The 19,235-nt window shown below is 71.1% G+C and carries 16 protein-coding genes; 5 read left to right on the top strand and 11 right to left on the bottom strand.

The features are described from left to right. Positions 1–34: 34 nt before the first annotated feature. Entirely contained in the window at positions 35–652 is a 618-nt protein-coding gene (locus OHA68_RS33460; RefSeq protein ID WP_327103807.1) for a pentapeptide repeat-containing protein, read from the top strand. 30 nt (positions 653–682) lie between these two features. Here OHA68_RS33460 and OHA68_RS33455 read toward each other — a convergent pair whose 3' ends face one another. After that, positions 683–1,846, bottom strand: a complete 1,164-nt coding sequence (locus tag OHA68_RS33455) for a hypothetical protein (protein ID WP_327103806.1) — start codon at positions 1,844–1,846, stop codon at positions 683–685. Between the two features lie 82 nt (positions 1,847–1,928). On the opposite strand from OHA68_RS33455, the gene OHA68_RS33450 reads away from it, so the two are divergent. After that, positions 1,929–2,276, top strand: coding sequence for a hypothetical protein (locus OHA68_RS33450; RefSeq protein WP_327103805.1), 348 nt, complete (start codon positions 1,929–1,931; stop codon positions 2,274–2,276). Here the strand turns inward: OHA68_RS33450 and OHA68_RS33445 are convergent. From OHA68_RS33445 to OHA68_RS33425, 5 genes are all read right to left on the bottom strand, one after another. Continuing rightward, positions 2,256–3,317: a fatty acid desaturase family protein gene (locus OHA68_RS33445; RefSeq protein ID WP_327103804.1), complete on the bottom strand. Its 1,062-nt coding sequence runs from the start codon at positions 3,315–3,317 to the stop codon at positions 2,256–2,258. The genes OHA68_RS33450 and OHA68_RS33445 overlap by 21 nt on opposite strands. A gap of 218 nt (positions 3,318–3,535) precedes the next feature. Further along, the gene (locus tag OHA68_RS33440) at positions 3,536–4,672 is read right to left on the bottom strand and encodes an FAD-dependent monooxygenase (protein ID WP_189139289.1); all 1,137 of its coding nucleotides are present in this window, start codon (positions 4,670–4,672) and stop codon (positions 3,536–3,538) included. Then, entirely contained in the window at positions 4,663–6,324 is a 1,662-nt protein-coding gene (locus OHA68_RS33435) for an MFS transporter (protein WP_327103803.1), read from the bottom strand. The genes OHA68_RS33440 and OHA68_RS33435 overlap by 10 nt, the downstream gene beginning before the upstream one ends. 85 nt (positions 6,325–6,409) lie before the next feature. Continuing rightward, complete coding sequence (locus OHA68_RS33430; RefSeq protein ID WP_327103802.1) at positions 6,410–7,816, bottom strand: FAD-binding oxidoreductase; 1,407 nt, start codon at positions 7,814–7,816, stop codon at positions 6,410–6,412. Positions 7,817–7,899: 83 nt separating this feature from the next. Continuing rightward, entirely contained in the window at positions 7,900–8,175 is a 276-nt protein-coding gene (locus tag OHA68_RS33425; RefSeq protein ID WP_327103801.1) for a hypothetical protein, read from the bottom strand. A 420-nt stretch (positions 8,176–8,595) separates the two neighbouring features. On the opposite strand from OHA68_RS33425, the gene OHA68_RS33420 reads away from it, so the two are divergent. Next, the gene (locus OHA68_RS33420) at positions 8,596–10,299 is read left to right on the top strand and encodes an exo-alpha-sialidase (protein ID WP_327103800.1); all 1,704 of its coding nucleotides are present in this window, start codon (positions 8,596–8,598) and stop codon (positions 10,297–10,299) included. A 349-nt stretch (positions 10,300–10,648) separates the two neighbouring features. On the opposite strand, the gene OHA68_RS33415 is transcribed toward OHA68_RS33420, so the two are convergent. Both OHA68_RS33415 and OHA68_RS33410 read right to left on the bottom strand, forming a co-directional pair. Then, positions 10,649–11,620, bottom strand: a complete 972-nt coding sequence (locus OHA68_RS33415) for a PRC and DUF2382 domain-containing protein (RefSeq protein ID WP_327103799.1) — start codon at positions 11,618–11,620, stop codon at positions 10,649–10,651. Between the two features lie 178 nt (positions 11,621–11,798). After that, positions 11,799–12,365, bottom strand: a complete 567-nt coding sequence (locus OHA68_RS33410) for a DUF4142 domain-containing protein (protein WP_327103798.1) — start codon at positions 12,363–12,365, stop codon at positions 11,799–11,801. A gap of 199 nt (positions 12,366–12,564) precedes the next feature. Here OHA68_RS33410 and OHA68_RS33405 point away from each other — a divergent pair, with 199 nt between their 5' ends. Continuing rightward, positions 12,565–12,852 carry a Fe-S cluster assembly protein HesB gene (locus OHA68_RS33405; RefSeq protein WP_189139296.1) on the top strand — a complete coding sequence of 96 codons (288 nt, stop codon included), beginning with the start codon at positions 12,565–12,567 and terminating at the stop codon, positions 12,850–12,852. A 60-nt stretch (positions 12,853–12,912) separates the two neighbouring features. On the opposite strand, the gene OHA68_RS33400 is transcribed toward OHA68_RS33405, so the two are convergent. Then, positions 12,913–13,893, bottom strand: coding sequence for an acetylxylan esterase (locus OHA68_RS33400; protein ID WP_327103797.1), 981 nt, complete (start codon positions 13,891–13,893; stop codon positions 12,913–12,915). Positions 13,894–14,006: 113 nt separating this feature from the next. On the opposite strand from OHA68_RS33400, the gene OHA68_RS33395 reads away from it, so the two are divergent. Continuing rightward, positions 14,007–14,282 (top strand): hypothetical protein, encoded by a 276-nt coding sequence (locus OHA68_RS33395; RefSeq protein WP_327103796.1) that lies wholly within the window; start codon positions 14,007–14,009, stop codon positions 14,280–14,282. Between the two features lie 35 nt (positions 14,283–14,317). Here the strand turns inward: OHA68_RS33395 and OHA68_RS33390 are convergent, their stop codons facing one another. Further along, positions 14,318–18,391, bottom strand: a complete 4,074-nt coding sequence (locus OHA68_RS33390; RefSeq protein WP_327103795.1) for a hypothetical protein — start codon at positions 18,389–18,391, stop codon at positions 14,318–14,320. Between the two features lie 130 nt (positions 18,392–18,521). Then, positions 18,522–19,028, bottom strand: a complete 507-nt coding sequence (locus OHA68_RS33385; protein ID WP_327103794.1) for a methyltransferase family protein — start codon at positions 19,026–19,028, stop codon at positions 18,522–18,524. Positions 19,029–19,235 lie beyond the last annotated feature (207 nt).

Below are 19,235 nucleotides of genomic sequence, written 5' to 3'. Positions count from 1 at the left end.
TTCATGGCGTCGAAAGGCAGCACACGGAGAGCACATGGCCGATCGCAAGCACGGCATCCCGGCACCCCCGACCGAGACCACGGTCAGGTCCGCCGACTGGGACGGGCGTGACCTGACCGGGGAGACCTATCGCCGGGTGCTGTTCGTCGACGTGGACATGACCGAGCTGATCAACCGCGGCTCGTCCTTCGAGGAGTGCTCGTTCCGCAACGTGCGCTTCAACGTGTCCGAGCACGAGGACGCCCTCTTCCTCAACTGCGCCTTCTCCCGCTGCTCGTTCTTCGACGCGACGTTCAAGGGCTGCAAGCTGACCGGCAGCATGTTCGACGGCTGCTCCTACGGGCTGCTCAAGGTCGACGGCGGCGACTGGTCCTTCGTCGGGCTGCCGGGCGCGGACCTGCGCGGCAGCGCCTTATACGGCGTACGGCTGCGCGAGGCCGACCTGACAGGGGTCAGGCTGGAGGGCGCCGAGGTCCGGCGGTGCGACCTGTCGGGGGCGTGGCTGCACAGCGCCGACCTCACAGGCTGTGACCTGCGCGGCAGCGACCTGGGAGACCTCGACCCGTACACGGTCAAGCTCAACAAGGCCATCATCGACCCCTACCAGGCAACGATCGTCGCCACCGCCCTCGGCCTTGAGGTCCGCGACTAGCCCCACGGCCGAAGGGCGGCGAGGCCTGGGTCAGGGTGGGGCTAGGGAGTCGGCGAGGTGGCGGAGGTCGGGGAGTGCGGCTATGACCTGGTCACCGCGGTGGCGGCGGTCCGCGGGGGTTTCGGCGCCGAGGTCGGCGAGCAGGTCGGCCAGGTCGTCCGCCGGTGCGGGGTGCCCGGCGGCGGACAGTTTGGCCAGGCAGCGGGCGAAGGTCGCGACCAGCCAGAAGACGGCTTCCCGGTGCAGGCCCCTGTCGATGAGGTCGTGGCAGCCGCCGATGGCGATGGGCTTGGCCTGCTCCGTGATGTCGGAGGCGAATCGGTAGGACGGGGCCCGCACCCGCTTGGCCGTGTCGAAGACCCGCTCCAGGCGGTGCAGGTGATGCCGCACCCGCTCGGGGCTCAGCTCGGCGCAGCCCAGCAGGTCGAGCAGGTGCTCGTGGTGGCCGGCCAGGCCGCGTTCGACGAGCAGTTCGCGCACGGCCTCGTACCGGCGGCGGACGGTCGGGTTGCGCAGGCCCGCCACCAGCAGGACGTGCGTCGTCACCCCGGTGCCGAACAGCCACGCGGTGACCTGCTCCGGCAGCGACACCTGGTCGTCCATGCCGGTGATCCAGTCGCGCACCCTGTTCTCCGCGTGCCCACAGCGTTCCAGCACCCAGCGCCGCTCGGCGAAGTGCCGCGCCACGATCCGCTGAATCGCGGTGAGCCGGCCTGTCGGGTCGGCCAGCACACCGGGCCGATGAAAGGCACCCGCGAGGTGATAGTGGCCAAGGATCGCCTCAGCCTGCCGTACGAACTCCGCCGAGGTGTCGAACTCCCGCCGCACGGGATCCGCCGCCGGACCAGGATCCCGCCGTACGAGGTCCGATGTTGGGCCGAGATCGCGCTGCACGGGATGCGCCGTCGGGCCGAACTCCCGCCGTACAGGGTCCGGGGTCGGGGTGAGGGATTGCCAGGAGGTGAAGGAGGTCTCCAGGAGGAGGCCGTCGTAAGGGAATTTACCGCCGCCGGCTGCGGATGGGAGGGGGTCCAGGACTACGAGGATGTCCACGTCGGAGGTGGTGGGGAGCACCGTGTTCGGGTGGGACCACAGGGTGGATCCGGTGAGGAGGGCGCCGGCGAATCCCGGCAGGCGGGTGCCCTCGTCGAGCACCCACTTCCGGGCGATCCTCTTGGCCTGCTCGATCCGCATTCCGGCGCCCCTCTCGTAGCAAGGCGACGAAGACTACCCCGGACAGCGGCCTCCTGGGGCGGGCGGGAGGTTCGGGGCGGCCGTGACCGGGCAGCGGTGGTTGATGAACACCGCCGCGATCGAGGGCCCCGAGCTGGAGCATCTCGTCCGCCGGGAGCTAGCCGGCGCCGGATTCACCGTCGAGCCGTCCGTGATACCGGCCGACGGTGGGCTCGGCGTCTGGCACGAGCCCGGGCGCGGTGTCCTGGTCCGCTGGGGCGCGCCGGACGAGCCGCCCATCGAGCACCAGAGCAGGTACGACACCCTCCGCACCGCCGTACGGCTGGCGTTACGGACGATTCTCACCGACGCCGGGTTCGTGGTGGAGGAGGAGCACGAGCATCCGCAGTTGACGGTGGTGGCCGTACGGTCAGCCCACGGAGGCCTGTGACCGGCCGCCGCCGCGCAGGGACGCGCCCGCCTCGTGCAGGGAGCGCATGGCCTGCGCCCAGGAGTCGATGAGCCCGGTCTCGACGTACTCGACGCCGAGCGAGGCGCAGTGCTCGCGCACGATGGGCTGCGCCTTGCGCAGGTTGGGTGTCGGCATGCTCGGGAACAGGTGGTGTTCGATCTGGTAGTTGAGCCCGCCCAGCGCCGTGTTGATCAGGTGGCCGCCGCGCACGTTGCGGGAGGTGAGGACCTGGCGGCGCAGGAAGTCCGGCCGGTCGTCGCCGGTGAGTATCGGCATGCCCTTGTGGTTGGGGGCGAAGGTGCAGCCGAGGTAGACGCCGAACAGGGCCTGGTGGACGGCGAGGAAGACCAGTGCCTTGCCCACCGGCAGCACGGCGAAGACGGCCCCCAGGTAGACGAGGTCGTGGACGATGAGCGTCACCGCCTCGGTGCGCCGGTGCTTCAGGGTGGGCCGGGCAAGTGAGCGCAGGCTGGAGACGTGCAGGTTGAGGCCTTCCAGCGTGAGCAGCGGGAAGAACAGGAACGCCTGCCAGCGGCCGATGAAGCGCGGCAGGCCCTTGCTGACCTCGGCCTGCTTGGCGGACCAGAGCAGCACGTCGGGCGCCACGTCGGGGTCGTGGTCCTCGTGGTTGGGGTTGGCGTGGTGGCGGGTGTGCTTGTCGGCCCACCAGCCGTAGCCGAGGCCGATGCCGAGGTTGCCCACCAGGTGGCCGGCGATCCGGCTGGGGCGGCGGGAGCGGAACACCTGCCCGTGCGCCAGGTCGTGGGCCAGCAGCCCCATCTGGGCGAACACGACGGCGAGGAAGGCGGCGACGAGGATCTGCCACCAGGAGTCGCCGACGAGGGCGAAGGCCACCCAGCCGCCGACGAAGCAGGTCACGACCGTGGCGATCCTGACCGTGTAGTAGACGGGCCGGCGATCGAGCAGTCCTTCCTGGACGATGCGGCGTGAGAGCTGGGAGAAGTCGCTGCCTTTCCTCTCCGGGCTCACGGGGGCGCGTTCGATCGTGCTGTCTGCCAAAATCGCTCCGATGCTCGACGGGATCCAAGCCAAGCATCATTGAGCCGTCGGCGTGGGCGAACTGCCGCTGTCACCCATATTCGTGGTAGTGCCTGCCCTACCATCCGGGTGAAGAAAAGACCGCGACAGGCCGCGGTCCCGCCGCGACCTGTCGCGGACCGTCCAGTGGTGAGCCGAGGAGCCCCAAGGACTCACCCTGGACAGGTCATCTGGGGGCGTCAGCCCATCACCTTGACGAACTCCTCCCCGATCGGCTCGGTGTCGCCGAAGACGTGCAGGTCCTGGCGGAAGGCCCGCAGGTAGGACGGCTTGTCGTGGAAGGTGCCCGACAGCGCGTCACCGTAGTCGATGAGCTCGCCGTGCCGGCGCCGGCGCGGCTCGTACCCTGTCTCGAGCATCTTGTCCAGCAGGTCCTGGTCCCCCTCGGCGGCGCAGATGATCTCGGCGAGGATCTCCGCGTCGTGCAGGGTGTAGCTCATGCCCATGCCGGTCATCGGGTGGCAGGCGAACGCGGCGGACCCCAGCAGGGCGGCGTTGCCCTTGTGGTAGGCGGCCACCCGCATGGCCGCGATGGGGATCGCCTGCCAGGAGGCGGAGCCGAGCACGGTGTAGGCGTCGGCGTTGTCGGTGACGAGCCCGCTGAGCGCGTTGAGCAGCGTCGGCGCGCCGGCGGTGCCGAACACCTCGCGGTCGTCGTCGGCGGGCAGGCCGACGAAGACCCTGGCCTGGTCGTGGTTGATCGGGTACAGGTAGCTGAACCAGCCGTCGGAGTTGAAGTAGAGCCGGTTGAGCTGGGCGACGCTGGCGGTCAGGGGCACGGTGGCGACCCGCAGCAGGTGCGGGTACGACGTGCTCTCCTTGTCGAAGCCGAGCGCCTGGCGCACGGCCGATCGGGTGCCGTCGGCGCCGATGACGACGTTCGCCCGCAGCTCGCGGCCGTCGGCGAGCGACAGGTGCTCGACGCGGTCGCCGTCCATGGCCAGGTGGTCGATCTGGGAGTCGAACCAGAACTCCACGCCCTGCATGGCGCAGGAGGAGTAGATGACCTCGACCAGCTCACGGTAGGGGCGGATGAGGAAGCCGTCGGGGTAGGTGCACTCCTGGATCGGCTCGCCGTCGTGGTAGTAGCGGACGATGTCGCGTTTGAGCGCGTGCCGTTCGACCAGGCTCACGAGCCCGTGCCGGGCGAGCACCTGCATGCCGGGGCGTTTGACGAAGTCGGCGCCTGCGGTGGGGACGCTCGGTCCCTGCTCGACGACGACGACGTGTCTGCCGCTGCGGCCCAGCAGGAGTGCCAGGAAGCAGCCGCCGAGGCCGGCGCCGACGATCGCTACGTCGCAGGATGTCACTGCCATGATGAGAGCCCTTCTGGTGATCGAACAAGCGTGCCCCCGAGGGGACGGGTGGGCGAGCCTGCGGTGGCCCTCATGGCGGGGGCGGGGGCGGTGGCTCGCCGCTGCTGTGGAATGGCGGTGGTGGGACTTATCGCGGGGCTCTCTCCGGCCAGCTGGGCGGCCTGCAGCGCGTCCGCCTCGGCCGCGACGGTGGCGAGGGTGGTGCGGAGCTCCAGCAGCATCCGGCGTGGCACCAGGACCATGACCTCGCCGGTGGCGTGCGGCATCCGGAGCATCTTGATGAGCGCGAGGCTGCCGACGAGGACCGAGACGGCCACGCAGATGGCGAGCGCGCTGGCCAGCCCGCCGAGTGGCCCGGCCATGAACGGGTGGTCGATGATGACGGACACGGTGGCGACGCCGACGGCTCCGCCGACCATCCGGGACATGACCGCCGCGCCGACCGCGGAGGCGTACTGATGAGGTTGTGCCGTCAGGGTGGTGGCCATCGAGGTTCCGGGGGCCAGCGCGCCAACACCGATGCCGATGCCGATGCTGGCCGCCAGGCCCCACAGGTTCGGCGTCGTCTGCGCCAGCGCCACCACGCAGGAGCCGCCGCACACGGCGGCGCCGAGATAGATCAGTCCGTACGGCCCGAGCTTGCGTACGATCTTGCCCCCGAGCCAGGCGGTGATGACCATGGCCACCGAGGTGGGGGTGAGCCACAGGGCCACCTCCATCATGGGGAAGCCGAGCTGGAGCAGGTAGAGCGGCTGGAGGGTGAGCAGGCCGTAGGACAGCATGCCGAATCCCCAGGTGGCCAGCCAGCCCCAGGCGAACCCGGGCCTGCGCCACAGGGTCAGGTCGATGGCGGGCACGCGGTGGCGGCGGGCCTGGGCCAGCGCGGCGACGAGCAGGACGAGGGCGGCGCAGGCGAGCCAGGCCGAGTCCATGCCCCACGTCGTCATCTTGGAGATGGCCAGCACCAGGGCGGCGATCGAGGCGGCCAGCAGGCAGCCGCCGAGCAGGTCGGGCCGGCTGCGCGCGGTGGCGCGGTTGGTGCCGGGCGGCAGCCAGGCGCAGGCCACGAGCAGGAGCACGCCGGTGACGACGACCGGCGCGAACAGGGCGCGCCAGCCGAACCCGGCGGCCAGCCAGCCGCTGCCCGCCTGCATGAGCAGGCAGCCGAGGCCGGAGGCGGAGCTCCACAGCGCGATGGCGCCGCGTCGCTGCTGTTCCGGTAGTTCGCCGAGCAGGACGGCGAGGCTCGCGGGGATCATCGCCGCGGCGCCCGCGCCCTGGACCGCTCTGGCCGCCAGCACCGCCGGCCAGGAGGGCAGGGTAAGGGTCGCGATCCCACCGGCGACGAACACCAGCAGGCCGATGACCAGCACGCGCCTGCGCCCGAACAGGTCGGCCCAGCGACCTGCGGAAGCGAGCAGTGCGGCGATCGGCACGAAGGCCGCGCTGGTCAGCCAGACCAGGTCGTTGAGCGGCATGCCGTTGCCGGCGGTGCTGTTGCGCATCAGGCCGACGGCGAGAGTGGTGGCCGTGGTGTCGGCCATGACCGTGAGCATGACGCCGGCACCGACCAGCCGTAGCAGGGTCGCGCGCCGGGGGGCGTCGGTTCCAGGGACCGAACCTGGCTGCACGGCCGCTGGGGACGAACGCACGTGGCCACCTCCATGAGAGCTATATGGTCCGCCTGCTGGCGCGCTCGACTGCCGGCGCCAGCAGGCCGGGGGGAGAAAGAGTGGTTCAGGCGCTGATGCTGTAGCGTCCGGGCGAGATCACGTTGCCTGGGTCGAAGGCGCCCTTGAGCCGGTGGAGCATGCTGAGCGTGCCGGGGCTGCTCTGCGCGTAGACGTCCGCCGCGGAGTTGTCGATGTCCGAGCGGTAGATGACGCAGCCGTAGCCGCGCAGCAGGGCGCCCGCTTCCTGGCGGAGCCGGTGGGCGCGGGCCGGGGCGTCCGGCACGTCACGGTCGAAGAAGATCTGCAGGACGCCGTTGGCGAGGTTCCTGCTGACGAGGTTCCACTCCAGCAGGCCGGCGGTGGCGTTGACTTCCACGGAGGCCCGCAGCACCTGGAGGATGTTCTCGGTCGAGCGGGCGTCCATCGGCAGCTGCGGCAGCAGGGCGAGGAAGCCCATCCGCCCGCTGTCGACCTGCTCGCAGGAGCCCACGCCGAGCGCCTTGTGCACGCCGTTGCAGGTGGGGATGCCCTGGGCCATGAGTGCCCGGTTGTACAGCGGGTCGTCGGGCCTGATGGCGGTGGCGTCCAGGACCTGGAGGTTCTCGGCGCCTTCCACCTCCAGGAGCGCCTTGCGGAGCAGTTCCTCGGCCAGGCGCACCGTCTCGCCACTGCCGATCAGCGGTCCGACGATGGTGAACAGCTCGGGGTCCACCCCGGCCGGCAGCGTCCATTCGCCCCGGCTGGGCACCAGGGACAGCTCGCGCACCCGAATCAGGCCTTCTGCCGGGTTGCCGCGCCGTAGGAACGCTCCCATGGCGCTGACCGCCCGCTCGGCCTGGTCGCGGGGGATCCGGGACCAGACCAGTCCGAACGCCTGCGGCCGGGGCACCAGCGCGATGGCCATCGCGGTGACGATGCCGAGGTTGTGCTGGACGAACGCGCCGGTCAGGTCGGGACCCGCGACGCGGCCGCGGTACCGGCCCCAGGTGTCCAGGCCGCCGGTGGTGATGACGCTGCCGTCGGGCATGACGGCTTCGAGGCCGACCACGTCGTGCACGCGGGAGCGGACCGAGCCGTCGCCGCGCTCGAGCGCGTTGCCGAGCACCGAGGTGTCGGCGCACGAGGCGGTGACGTTGAGCAGCCACGGCGTCTCGCGCAGTTCGTCGGCCAGCTGGGCCTGGGTCACGCCCGGCTCGACGACGGCGAAGCCGTTCTCGAGGTCCAGGCTGCGGATGCGGTTCATGCCGCCGAGGTCGACGACGATGTTCTCATCGGTGGCGGGGACTCCTGAGCCCATGCCCCAGTTGCGGCCCGTGCTGTAAGGGAAGAGACGGCGGCCGTCCGCGGCGGCGCACCGTACGAGGGCGCTCACCTCGGCGACGCTCTGCGGCCGTACTTCGCCTGCGATCGCCCGGGGGCGGTGTGCTCCGACGTCGCGCACTGCCGGCGCCAGTCGCGATTGACCCTGCATGACACTCCTCTTGGCTGAGATGTCTCTCGTGCGGTTCCCTGCGGACTCTCGGTCCGCGCGGGTTCCCCCCGCTGGTCCCTCGATCAGGCGGTGCGCTGGAGCAGGTCGTCAATCGAGCCGATGGCTCGGTGGGATATCTCCCGGATCTGCTGCAGGCGCTCGTTGACGTGGGTCTCCGGCTCCTGCGGCGGAGGCATGGTCTCGTCCTGGACGTCGATCACGGCCAAGCGCGCCCTGCGGGGCGTCTGGCGCCGGTCGCCGCCGTATGGGTGGCGGTAGGCCTCTTCGGCCGGTGCGCGATGTGGAGAGGAAGCGGGTTCTTGGGACGCTCGCCGGGCGAGGTCGGACTGGAGGTGCATGACGGGGCTCCTACCAAACGGTGATCTTGGTGCGGTCGGCCTCGGCGCCGAGGTGACACCCGCGGGGTGGTGATGCGGATGAACGGTCATCTGGGTGCCACCTCCCGGCCAAGGCCCTCGCCAGGGTCCTGGTGTAAACCCTGACTATTTGCTTGCACCCCGATCCTGCCAGGTGCCTCCATTCTGTCAACTGACACTTTACGTATGGCTCTCGGCGATCCCCCTCGCCCGACCTGTGACTCCCCGCCCGTCGCACGGCGGCACGCCCGCCGCTCCAGCCGCGTCAGTCCGCCGTTTCGGCAGGACTCGGAAGGTGAATGCGGCTCTGCGGGCCACGCATGATCTACAGTCCGCGATATGGCGCAAAGGATAGGTGGACGTCCCCCGCGGTTGGCTAAAGCCGACCCTTCGGTTACAGCCATGAGGCCCGCTCGCACTGCCTCGATCACCGCGATGGCGGTCGCGTGCCTGCTGTCGCCGCTGCCCGCCGCCCAGGCGGCGGCCGGCCCCGGGTACTGCCCGCTGCCGGAGGACGAGCCGACCGGCCCCGACACGGTGTCGTGGATCTATCCCGGCCCGCCGCCGCAGGAGTCCGAACCCACCGCCGAGCAGCGTCGGGACTACGCCGGCTTCCCGAACGCGGCCGTCATCGACGCGGTCGGCCCGGACGGCTCACCTCGACGCCACACAATCGTCACCTATTCGAAGAACATCGACGTGGTCATGCCGTACGTCAGCGCCGCGGCCACCTCCGGCGACGACGGCCGCACGTTCGGCCCGTCGGCCCGGACGCCGCTGCGCGAGGCGCCCATCCCGTTGCACGACGGCCGCCTGTTCGCCACGGAGTACTACCTGACCGGCGTGACCGCGCACACGGCGAGCCTGGGCATCCTCACCTCGGCCGACGGCGGCAAGAGCTGGGACCGCGCCGAGGCCGTGTTCGGCACCCCGGAGAAGCTCGCGGGCGGCGGCGTCGCGCACGGCCGGCCGATCCAGCTCGCCGACGGCACGATCCTGGTGACGGTGTACGGCCGCTACGCCGACGTCGACCTGGACCAGTCCGAGGTGTACGCCAGCGCGGACGGCGGCGCGAGCTTCACCAGGCGCGGCGTGATCGGCCGGCCGGACAGCCGCTACGCCTACAACGAGGCCGCGGTCGAGCAGGTGGCCGACGGCAGCCTGCTGGCGGTGCTGCGCCGTGAGGGCGGCGGCGCCTACGCCACGCTGGCCTACAGCCGCTCCACCGACGCGGGCGCGACCTGGTCTCCCCCACAGGACCTGCGGCTGCCCGGCCAGGACTGCCTGGTGCGCGGTGTGGCGCCGCGGCTGCTGCTGATGCCGGGCGGCGTCCTGGTGCTGAGCGCGGGCCGCCCGGACGTCTGGGTCGCCCTGTCCTTCGACGGGCTGGGCGGCAGGTGGGACCGGCAGCGGGTGACTTACCACAACCGGGACGGGATCTACGACACGCACGGCACGTCGGGCTACAGCGGCATCGCGGCGGTCGGGCCGTACCGGCTGTTGCAGGTCTTCGACAACTGCAAGTTGCCGGGCGCCCGCAGGGACGGCTCGCTCAACGAGACCGCCTGCCCGGCCGGCAACGGGTTCGAGCACGGCAGCTGGTACGCCATCAAACGCCGGCATCTGGACATTCCGCTCCCCGGCCCCGGCCGGCTGAACCTGGCCGCGCTGCACCGGTCCGGGAAACTGACAGTGAACACCACGATGACGTGGACCAGCAGGCGCCGGCCGCTCGCCCGCCCCGGCGGCGCCTTCGACGGCAGCACCGGCTACTGGTCCAGCGCCGTCTCGGCCGGCCCCGGCCGGTACGTCCTGCACCTGAACCGGATGCGCGCCTTCACCCGGATCGGGCTCAGCCTGCGCCGGGGGCACGCGGCAGGCGCCCGCGTGTTCGTCTCGCGGGACGGCCGCGCCTGGGGCTCCCCGGTCCTGCGGGTGAGCGGCCGCACCGACTACGCGCTCCGCCACGAGGCTCTGGCCACGCCCGTCAAGGGCCGGCACGTCAAGATCGAAGTCGACGCCACCAAGGACTGCGACCCGGAAATCGGCGCCACCTGCGCGATGCTGAACGAGGTGGAACTTTACGCGGCGACCAAGTCCTCATGATTTCCCGGAAAGGCCGCCTGGCGCTCGGCTTCGCCGACCTTGACAAGCTGGTTGACTTTCCTTGACAAGCAAGAAATATGCCTTTTGATGGGACAAATGGAGATAATCAAACATTCGACGAAGCAGCACCTATATATCAGCGCACGCGGCACCGGGCGCGCAGATCCACGGCACGTACAAGTACTTCCCTGAACGCCACGTGAACGCTGCCCCGGTGGACACCGGGCGCCTGCGGGCGGGCACGCCACTACGCCGGGCCGAGCGCTTCACGCCGCGCCGGGCCCGGCGGCGTGCTCCCGCCGCGGCCGGGCCGGGCGATCGGCACCGCGCCTGACCGGGCGGCCGGCGGTCAGTGGCCGGAGGAAGGGTCGTCGGGGTGAGGCCGGTCGCGGAGCGGCTTGTCGCTCTCGTCCACCGTCTCACCGTCACGGTCGACCTCGAACCGCTCCCTGCGGACCTTCCCCTGCACCGTCTCGTCCCTGGTGACCCTCTCCTTGCGCATGTGCACGCGCTCGACGGGCGTGCTCTCGGTGCCGACGACGGGGCGCTCCTCGTACAGGGTGAACGTCTCTTCTTCGGCTTCGCCGAACTCGTGGCCCTGGACGGGCTCGCCACCGACGATGGTCTCGCGTTCGATCACGACCTCGTCGCGCTCGAGCGGGATGGTCTCCTCGACGTTCTCGCTCTCCACGTACTTACGCAGCCGTACGTGTCCGGACTCCCTTCTCTCCTTCCCGACGTGCATCTGCTCTTCCGAGCGGGTCATGTCGATGTCGTCGTCGCGGTCGGGTGCCATTCCGGGCTTCGGGCCGGTGGCGCCGGTCATCCCGGCCGCGGCTCCGGACACCGGCCCCGGTCCCGGCCGTGGCCGCGGCGCCTCGGGCCGCCCCATGCCCGGCCGCCCCATCTCGGGTCGCCCCGTTTCAGGTCGCCCGGTGGTCGGCGGCTGTCCGGTCGTCGGCCGGCCCGCGACCGGCCCTCCGGTGGCCGGTCCCCCTCCCTGGCCTTCCCTGCGCTGGGTCGGGACGCTCGACGACTGCAGGCCGTAGTAGCGGTAGAGGCTCACCTCTTCTTCCATGCTCAGCCGGTCGTCCGAGTCGTCGATGGCGGGCGCGCCCTTGACCTTCTCCTTGTCGAACGGCACGCGGAGCGTGCCCGAGCCGCGCTGTGCGCCGGTCAGCGGCACGAAGCTCTCCTTCGTGCCGAAGAACCCGGTCTTCACCGTCACCCACTCGGGTTCGCCCGTGCGGTCGCTGAGGTACACCTGCCCGACCTTGCCGATCTGCTGGCCGTCCGAGCCCACGACACGACAGTCGAGCAAGTTGCGGATCTCTGTTTGGGTAGACAAGACGATCCCCCGAATCGTTGTCCCCGCCGGCCCGTTCCCCTGCCGACAGGTGGTTCAAGACGGACAAATACCCCAAACATCCACAAGTGCACCCTAATTACCTAGAATTTCCTTTCACCGATATTTCATGACAATTCCTGCAAAAACGGTGTCAGTCCTTGTTCAGTGCCGTCTTGGTCAGGAGCACATGGTGACGCAGGACCGCGAGCGCGCTCGTGGCCATCGCCTTCACCTCGGGAGAGCTCCCCTTCTTGAGCTCGGTCCGCGTCTCCTTCAGCGCGGTCGCGTGCTGCTTGCGGATCGCGGTGACGAACGCCCGGTCGAACTCCTCTCGCGAGGCGCCCTCCAGCGCCTTCCCGGCCTTCTCCTGCGCCCCCGACAGCGCCGACGGCAACTCGACCCCGAGCCGGGCCGCCGCCTGGGTGAGCTCGGCGTCGAGATCGGTGTGGGCGCTGACCAGCTTCGTGCCCAGCTCCTTGACGGCGGCACTGGCGCCCTTGCGCTCGGCCAGGCCGCCCGCCCGCGTCTCGGCGAGGTAGCCCTGGTGGATCCTCTTCATCCAGATCCGGTCCTGGTCGGACAGCGCGACCTGGTCGGCCTGGGCCTGCGGCGACGCGCTCGCCGCCGTCCCGGCCCCGGTAGTGGCCTCGCCGCAGCCGGCCGTCAGCACGGCCACGGCGAGCGCGAGCGGAACGAGATGCGAACGCTGAATTGTCATGACTGTCCCCCGAATAGACGTGCCTACCGTCAGCGGTAGGTCAGTCACGTACAGTAATGAAGATCGGCATGTCTCCGCCCGGTATGCCACGCCGGGAACCGCCGACGGGTCGGCAAAGAATTTCGGCACCGATGGTTGGGCTCGGCAGAGGAGGGAAGGGCAGGCAGTTCATATACGTCGAACGCGAGGAGGAGCCCTAGTGCTCACCCTGACAGCCAACGCAGCACAGGCCATCCGAGACCTGACCGCGGCGGCGCCCGAGCCGACGCAGAGTGGCATCCGCATCTCGTCCCAGGGAGAGGGCGCCAACGCGCTGACCCTCTCGCTGGCCACGGCTCCTGAGCCGGCCGACGAGGTCGTGGAGGCGGAAGGCGCCCGCGTCTACCTCGACCAGGTGGCCGCGACGGTGCTGGACGACAAGTCCCTCGACGCGGGCGCCGACGACCAGGGAGCGGTGTCCTTCCTGGTCACCGAACGCCCGGCCTGACCCGCCAGCGCCGGTCCGGTGCCGGTTTCGTACCGGACCGGCGGCCGGTCGGGCGGCAGGTCAGCCGTCGCCGAGCAGCTTGTGCAGGAAGCGGAGCTGCTCCTCACGCTGGTAGCCGCTGCCGCCCTCGTGGCCGTTCCACGGCCAGATGGTGATCTCCTTGGGTCCCTGCCAGTGGTTGTGGGCGGCGAAGACCGTGGAGGGCGGGCAGACGAAGTCCATCAACGCCACCGAGTACAACGCCGGCACCTGGCCGCGGGCGGCGAAGTTGACGCCGTCGAAGTAGGACAGGGTGGTGAACACCTGGTCGGCGGTGTCCCTGCGGGTCGCCAGGAAACGGACGAGCTCCTGGTACGGGTCCCGGTCGGTGATCTCCACGGCCCGCCGGAAGTGCGTCAGGAACGGCACGTCGATGAGGGCGGCCCGCACGCCGGGGTGCAGGACCGCGGTCGCCTGGGCGATGCCACCGCCCTGGCTGGCACCGGAGGCGATGACGCGCTCGGCGTCCACGGCGGGATGCGCGGCGGCGGCCTCCACGGCCCGTACCGCGTCGGTGAAGACCCGCCGGTAGTAGTAGTCGTCGGGGTCCAGGATGCCGCGGGTCATCATGCCGGGCGCCTGCGAGGAGGCGGAGCCGTGCGGGTCGCCGGTGACGCCGGGGCTCTGCGTCTGGGCGCCGCCATGGCCGCGCGTCTCCATGACGAACACCGCGTGCCCGGCCGCCGGCCAGATGAGGTGGTCGTGCGGGAACCCGCGCCCGCCGCCGTAGCCGATGTAGTGCATGACGCAGGGCAGCGGCCCTTCGGCGCCGCTCGGCGTCAGCAACCAGCCGTTGATCCGGTGGCCGCCCCACCCGGCGAAGGAGACGTCGTACACCTCGACATTGGTGTACGGAGCGTCGTACGGAGTGAAGGTCGCGTCGAGCGGGAACTCACGCGCCTCGGCGAGCGTACGGGACCAGAAGTCGTCGAAGTCGGCGGGCTCGTCGCGCTCGGGGCGGTAGTCGCGGAGCTGTTCAAGCGGCAGGTCGAACAGGGGCACTGATAACTCCAGCCAGTAGAGGATGGTGATATTTCACCGTATTGGCTGACGGCGGGGTCAACCTACCCCCCTGCACAGGCAGGATCGTGCGGATTCGGGGTAGTGGGCGCACCATGAGCGCGTATCTGGTGCAGACGACCGACCCTCATCTGGCCCCCGGCATGATCCTGGACGCCCCCGCCGACAATGACGACTTCCTGCTGAACTTCGCCGACGACACCGAGGCGCGGGCGGAGCTGATCCGAGACGACGACGGGCGCCCCCTCGTCCGGGTCGGCGGTTACATGACCATGGACGGCACGGTCGTCGCCGAGCGGCTGTGGACGGTGCGGGAGGTGCTCGAACAGGAAGGGCGGCGCCTGGTGCGCCTGGGCGAGCCCCTGGTGTGAAGGCACGGGTCAGGCCGGGGGCGTGAAGGCGCGGGTCAGGCCGGGCCGGCGCACCCGCCCGCCCGCGCTTCCGCGACCTTCCAGTGCGCCCCGGGGAACGGCGACATGAAGTGCGTCAGCAGGTCGACCGCGTAGTCCGGCACCCGGCCGCCCGCGTCCAGCAGCGAGATGATCTGCGGGCCGCCGGAGCCGCGCAGCGTGATCGAGTTCACCTTGCCCTTCCCGGCGAAGCCCGGCTTGGCGTTGACCGCCAGGCAGGCCAGCCGCACCCCGGCCGCGCTGACCTCATGCTGCGCGCCGATCCGCCGCATCCGCTGGTCGTAGCGGCGCAGGGCGAGCGAGGTGGTCGGGCCGATCCGCACCGACTCGTGGAACACGTCACCACCGACGTCCTTGACCAGCCTGAGGCGCAGGTTGACGTCGGGACGCAGCTTGACGCCCTCGGCGCCGACGTCGAGCCGGGCATAGTCCCCCTCGACGCCGGGCGTCAGGTAGCCGACCGCGCGCGGCGCCTTCAGGTCGAACGGGATCTGGCCCGGCCGGATCCTGAGCCAGGACACCCGCCGGACGCTCAGTGACAGATCCTCGATCGTGCTCCTGCCGAGCGCGAAGGCGCCGCCCACGCGGTAGGTGAGGAATCCCTTGGTGCTGGGCACCTCCTTGGCCAGCTTGATCGGCTGGCGCGCGACCGGCTCGACGGTCAGCCCGGCGTGCAGCTCGATGCGCCCGGTGGGCACCGGCTTCGACACCAGGTCGAGCGACAGGTCGGGCTTGAGCCTGACGGTGGTGTCCGCGGCCAGGTCGGTCACCGCGATCGACACGGCCCCGAGCTCGCCCCGCCGGTCCGTGAGGCCGCCTTCCACGGCGAGGTGGCCGTCCAGCGTGCTGGCACCCCCTTCGGCCTTGTAGGTGAGGGCGGGCACGCGCACCCCGCCACCGGCCGCGTCGGCGTCCACGCCGAACGTGGCGGGCACGTCCTTCAGCCGCAGTTCGCCGGTGCCCGCCCCGGGCAGGGTGACCTTCGCGGTGAGCCGGTCGACGGCCGCGGAGTTCTGCACCCGGACGCGGGTCTTCGCACCGTAGCTTCCGTGTACGGCGACCACGGCGGGCACCGGTTCGACCGTCAGCCGGCCGCGCAGGTCGCCGGCCTGGGCGTGCACGGACAGGGAGCCGAGCGTGGCCGCCGGTTCGATGCGGTAGAAGGCCCGCACGGTGTTGCCCCCGGTCACCTCGAACGGGCCGAGCGACATCCGGGTGATCTTCGAGGGCAGGCCGGTGAGCCTGGCCGTGGCCTTGATCGGCACCGGGGCCAGGACGGTGCTGGCCAGGTAGACGCCGAGGCCCCGGCTGCCCGGCCGGTATCCGTCGAAGGTGAACGTCCTGGCGGCCAGGTCGACCGTGACCCGCTCGGGCAGTCCGGTCACGTCGAGGTATCCCTGCATGCCGAAGCAGCCTCTGGCCGTACAGAACGGGCCAGGCGCGCACCCCTGCGAGCCCGCCGCGCAGCCGCCGTCCACCAGCGAGAGCCCGCCCGCCACCGCGGGGGCCGCCGGCATCCGCCGCAGCGCGCCCGCCTTGCCGAGCCAGGCGCGGGCCCGCACGTCGAGCCGGGTGCCCGCGTAGCTGAGGGTCGAGCCGGCGGCCGTGAGCGTGAGGCGGCTGCCCTTCTCCACCACCGGCCCGAGCGTGCCGAGCACGCCGAAGCGCAGATCGCCCCGGGTGATGTCGGCGTCGATCGCGAGGCGCTGCCGGGCCGCGCGGAAGTCGGCGGTCAGTCCTTCGCCCTCGGGGGTGAGCCGGACCGCCGACAGGCCCTGGATCCGCACGCTGGCGTCCAGGTCCCCGGTGGCCTCGTCGTAGTGGGCCGCGAGGTGGGGGCCCGCCGGCGCCTTGGCCCCGTCGTGGTTGGTGAAGGCCAGCGCCGCCGTGCCGACCGGGCCCGACAGGCCGCGGAAGTGGTAGTCGCCCGGGTTCCAGGAGGCGTCGAAACGGGTGGGCACACCGGTGACCCGGGCGGCGGCCCGGACCTCGCGGCCCTGCAGCTTGACGCGGGCGAGCGCGGTCACCGAGCGGACGGGGGTGTCCGCGGTCCAGGTCAGGGTCCTGGCGGCGGTGTCCGCCACCAGTTCGGCCCGCTTGCCGACGCCGTCCATGGCGGCGTGGACGTCCTCGCCGCCGGGCTTGGTGACGTATTTCCTGTTCGCGTAGACCTGGACGTTCGGCAAGGGGGAGGAACTGGTGAACGCGACCGTCGACCGCTCCCCCAGCGTCCACGAGGCGCTGACGTCACCGCGTATGCCACGGACCGTCGCCTCGATCGTGGGGCCCTGGCGGGTGTTGGCGTAGGCGGCGCGGAGCTTGCCGATGTCGCCGCTGGCCTGGTAGACCGCCTTCCTGGTGGCGGGGTCGAGCGTCACGTCGACCCGGGCGGGGGTGTTGGAGATCTCCATCCTGGCCAGGTGGATGCCGTCGATACTGGCGGCGCCGACGAAGGAGCGGCCCCCGGCGGTGGCGGTCAGGAGGGCGCGGGGCTTGGCGCCGTAGGTGACGTCGAAGCCGGACAGCCCGGACAGCAGCGCCGAGACGCCGACGGCCGGCCCGTTCTTGATCATCGTGACGTGGCCGCCCCGCAGGGTGGAGATCGCACCCCCGCCACGCTGCGCCACCAGCGCGAACCTGCCGATCGGTGAGCTGGTCGAGTGCCGCACCCGGTGCTCCGCCGGGTCGCTCGTCAGGCGCAGCCGGGCGGGCAGGCCGCTCAGCTCCGCCCGCAGCACGGTCTTGGCCGCCGCCCTGTCGAAGTAGACGACCCGGGCCGTGCCCGCCCGGCGCAGCCGGGTGTCCAGGGCCAGCGTCTGCTTCGCGCCGGTGGCGCCGTACCTGGCGGTGAAGGCGGGCGGCACGTCCCCCAGCGTCACGCTCGCCAGCCTGGACAGCCGCCCGTCGTCGTAGGTCTGGTCGTGCAGCTCGGCCTGGCCGATGGAGGCGGCGGCGGTCAGTTGGACCTCGGTGTCGCCGTCCCCGCCGCGGTTCATCGTCACCCGCGCCCGGGTGGGCATCCGATCCAGCACCGCCCGGGTCAGCCGGTCGCCGGTCACCACCAGCGCGTCCAGCCTGGCCGGGGATGAGGCGGTGAGGTCCAGCCTCGTCGCGTTCAGGGTGGCGTCGATCGTGAGCTTGTCGGTGGCGGGCGTCTGCCGCAGCCGCACCAGGGTGCGGCCGGTCAGCCCGGCCACGACGGCGGCGGAGGCGCCCGGGTCGGTGCGTTCGACCTCGGCCTTGACCCGCTTGCCCGTGGGGTCGACGGTGAACGTGCCCCGGTCCGAGGCGGACAGCGCCGAGCCCTCGCGCATGCCGTCGAAACCGATCGACACGCGCTCGTCGTACTCGGCCCAGACGCGCGCCTGGAGTTCGGGACGGCCGGGCAGGCGCTTGACCGTGAAATCGAGCCCGGTGAACTTCTGCTGCTGGGCGGTGGGCAGCAGCCTGGCCGCGAGGTCGGCGACGCCGTCGCCGGTGACGTCGGCGGCGACCGGCTTGACCAGCGGCTGGCCTCCCGAGCAGGAGACGGGCACCTCGGCGCTCTGCACGCACAGGCGGTAGGTCAGGGCGCCGACCGGCAGGCGGATCGCGTTGAACAGCCCCGCCACCGGGGTGCTCAGCTTGAGCGGAGCGGCCTGGGCGGTGTCCGGCAGCACGGCCCGCAGGTCCGGCCCCGGGCCGCCTGCCCGCTTGCTCGCCTCGGCCTCGATCCGCTCGACGAGTGCGGGGCCCGCGGGGGTCGTCACCTCGGGCGCCTCGGGTCCGACCCGGCCCTTGTCGGTCTCCACCGCGACGGTGGCCGCGGACGGCTCCATCGGGACATCGGCCGACGCGGGCGCCGGCTGCCGCACCGGGGGCACCGGTTCAACGGCGACGGCAGCCGTACGAGCGTCCCTGGTCGTACGAGCGTCCCTGGTCGTACGCGCATCGCTCGTCGTACGGACGTCGCCGGTTGTCCGGACGTCGGCGGTCGTACGCGCGTCGGCGGTGGAGGGCAGAGGGGCCAGGACGGCGGCTGCCAGTGACGCGGATGCGAGCAGGCGTACGAGGGCGTGCCTGAAAGGCATGGAAGAGGTTCCCCCGAAGCGGTGTAAATCAACCCATCAGCAACAGAAGTTACGAGCTGACCACATATAGTGACTTGTCGTCAAACTCCCGAGGACATGGGGCTCCAGGCTCCTTCGGGGCGGCCCGGGGTCAGGAGTCGCGGGGGCGCAGGCGCGGCAGCCAGCCCGGCACGGCCGCCCGGTAGGCGTCGTACTCGGCGCCGAAACTGCGCCGCAGCAGCGGCTCCTCGTACCAGTGGACGAAGGCCGTCACCGCGGCGCCGACCACCGCGGCGTAAAGGAGCAGGTCGAACCGGCCGAGCAGGAGGCCCTGACCGATGATCGAAGCCAGGACCGCGACGTACATGGGGTTGCGTACGTATCGGTAGAAACCACCGACGACGAGCCGCTCCGGCGGAGCCACCGGAGCAGGGGTGCCGAGCCCTTCGACCACGAACCGGACGAACGCCTGCACCAGGACCACCGCCCCGGCGAGGGTCAGCAGCACTCCCACCAGCCTGATCGGGAGCATCAGCGCGACGGGGAGCGGCGCGCGAGGCTGCCAGCCGGTGATCCACCAAGGAATGAGGACCGCGACGGTCCCGGGGGCGGCGGCGAAGAACAACGCACTGCCGACGGCGGCCGGAGTCTTTCGCATGCTCATCTCCCACCCTGGAATTCATTCCATGATGAGTTTAGGGACGGGAAAAGAGAGCCGTCAACGTTTCCGGATATATCCCTCTATAGTCGGCCGAATGCCGCACCCACGGATGGATGCGGCATTCGCCTCGGATTTAGCGCCAAGCCGGCCTTTACGGCCAGGCTCAGCAGCCGTCGACGTGACGGCGGTGTTCACGCCGGCCAA

It is taken from the genome of Nonomuraea glycinis (genome assembly GCF_035920485.1).
Taxonomy (GTDB): domain Bacteria; phylum Actinomycetota; class Actinomycetes; order Streptosporangiales; family Streptosporangiaceae; genus Nonomuraea; species Nonomuraea glycinis.
Note: the sequence above shows the minus strand (reverse complement) of the source record. Positions and strands in the feature narration are given on the sequence as shown.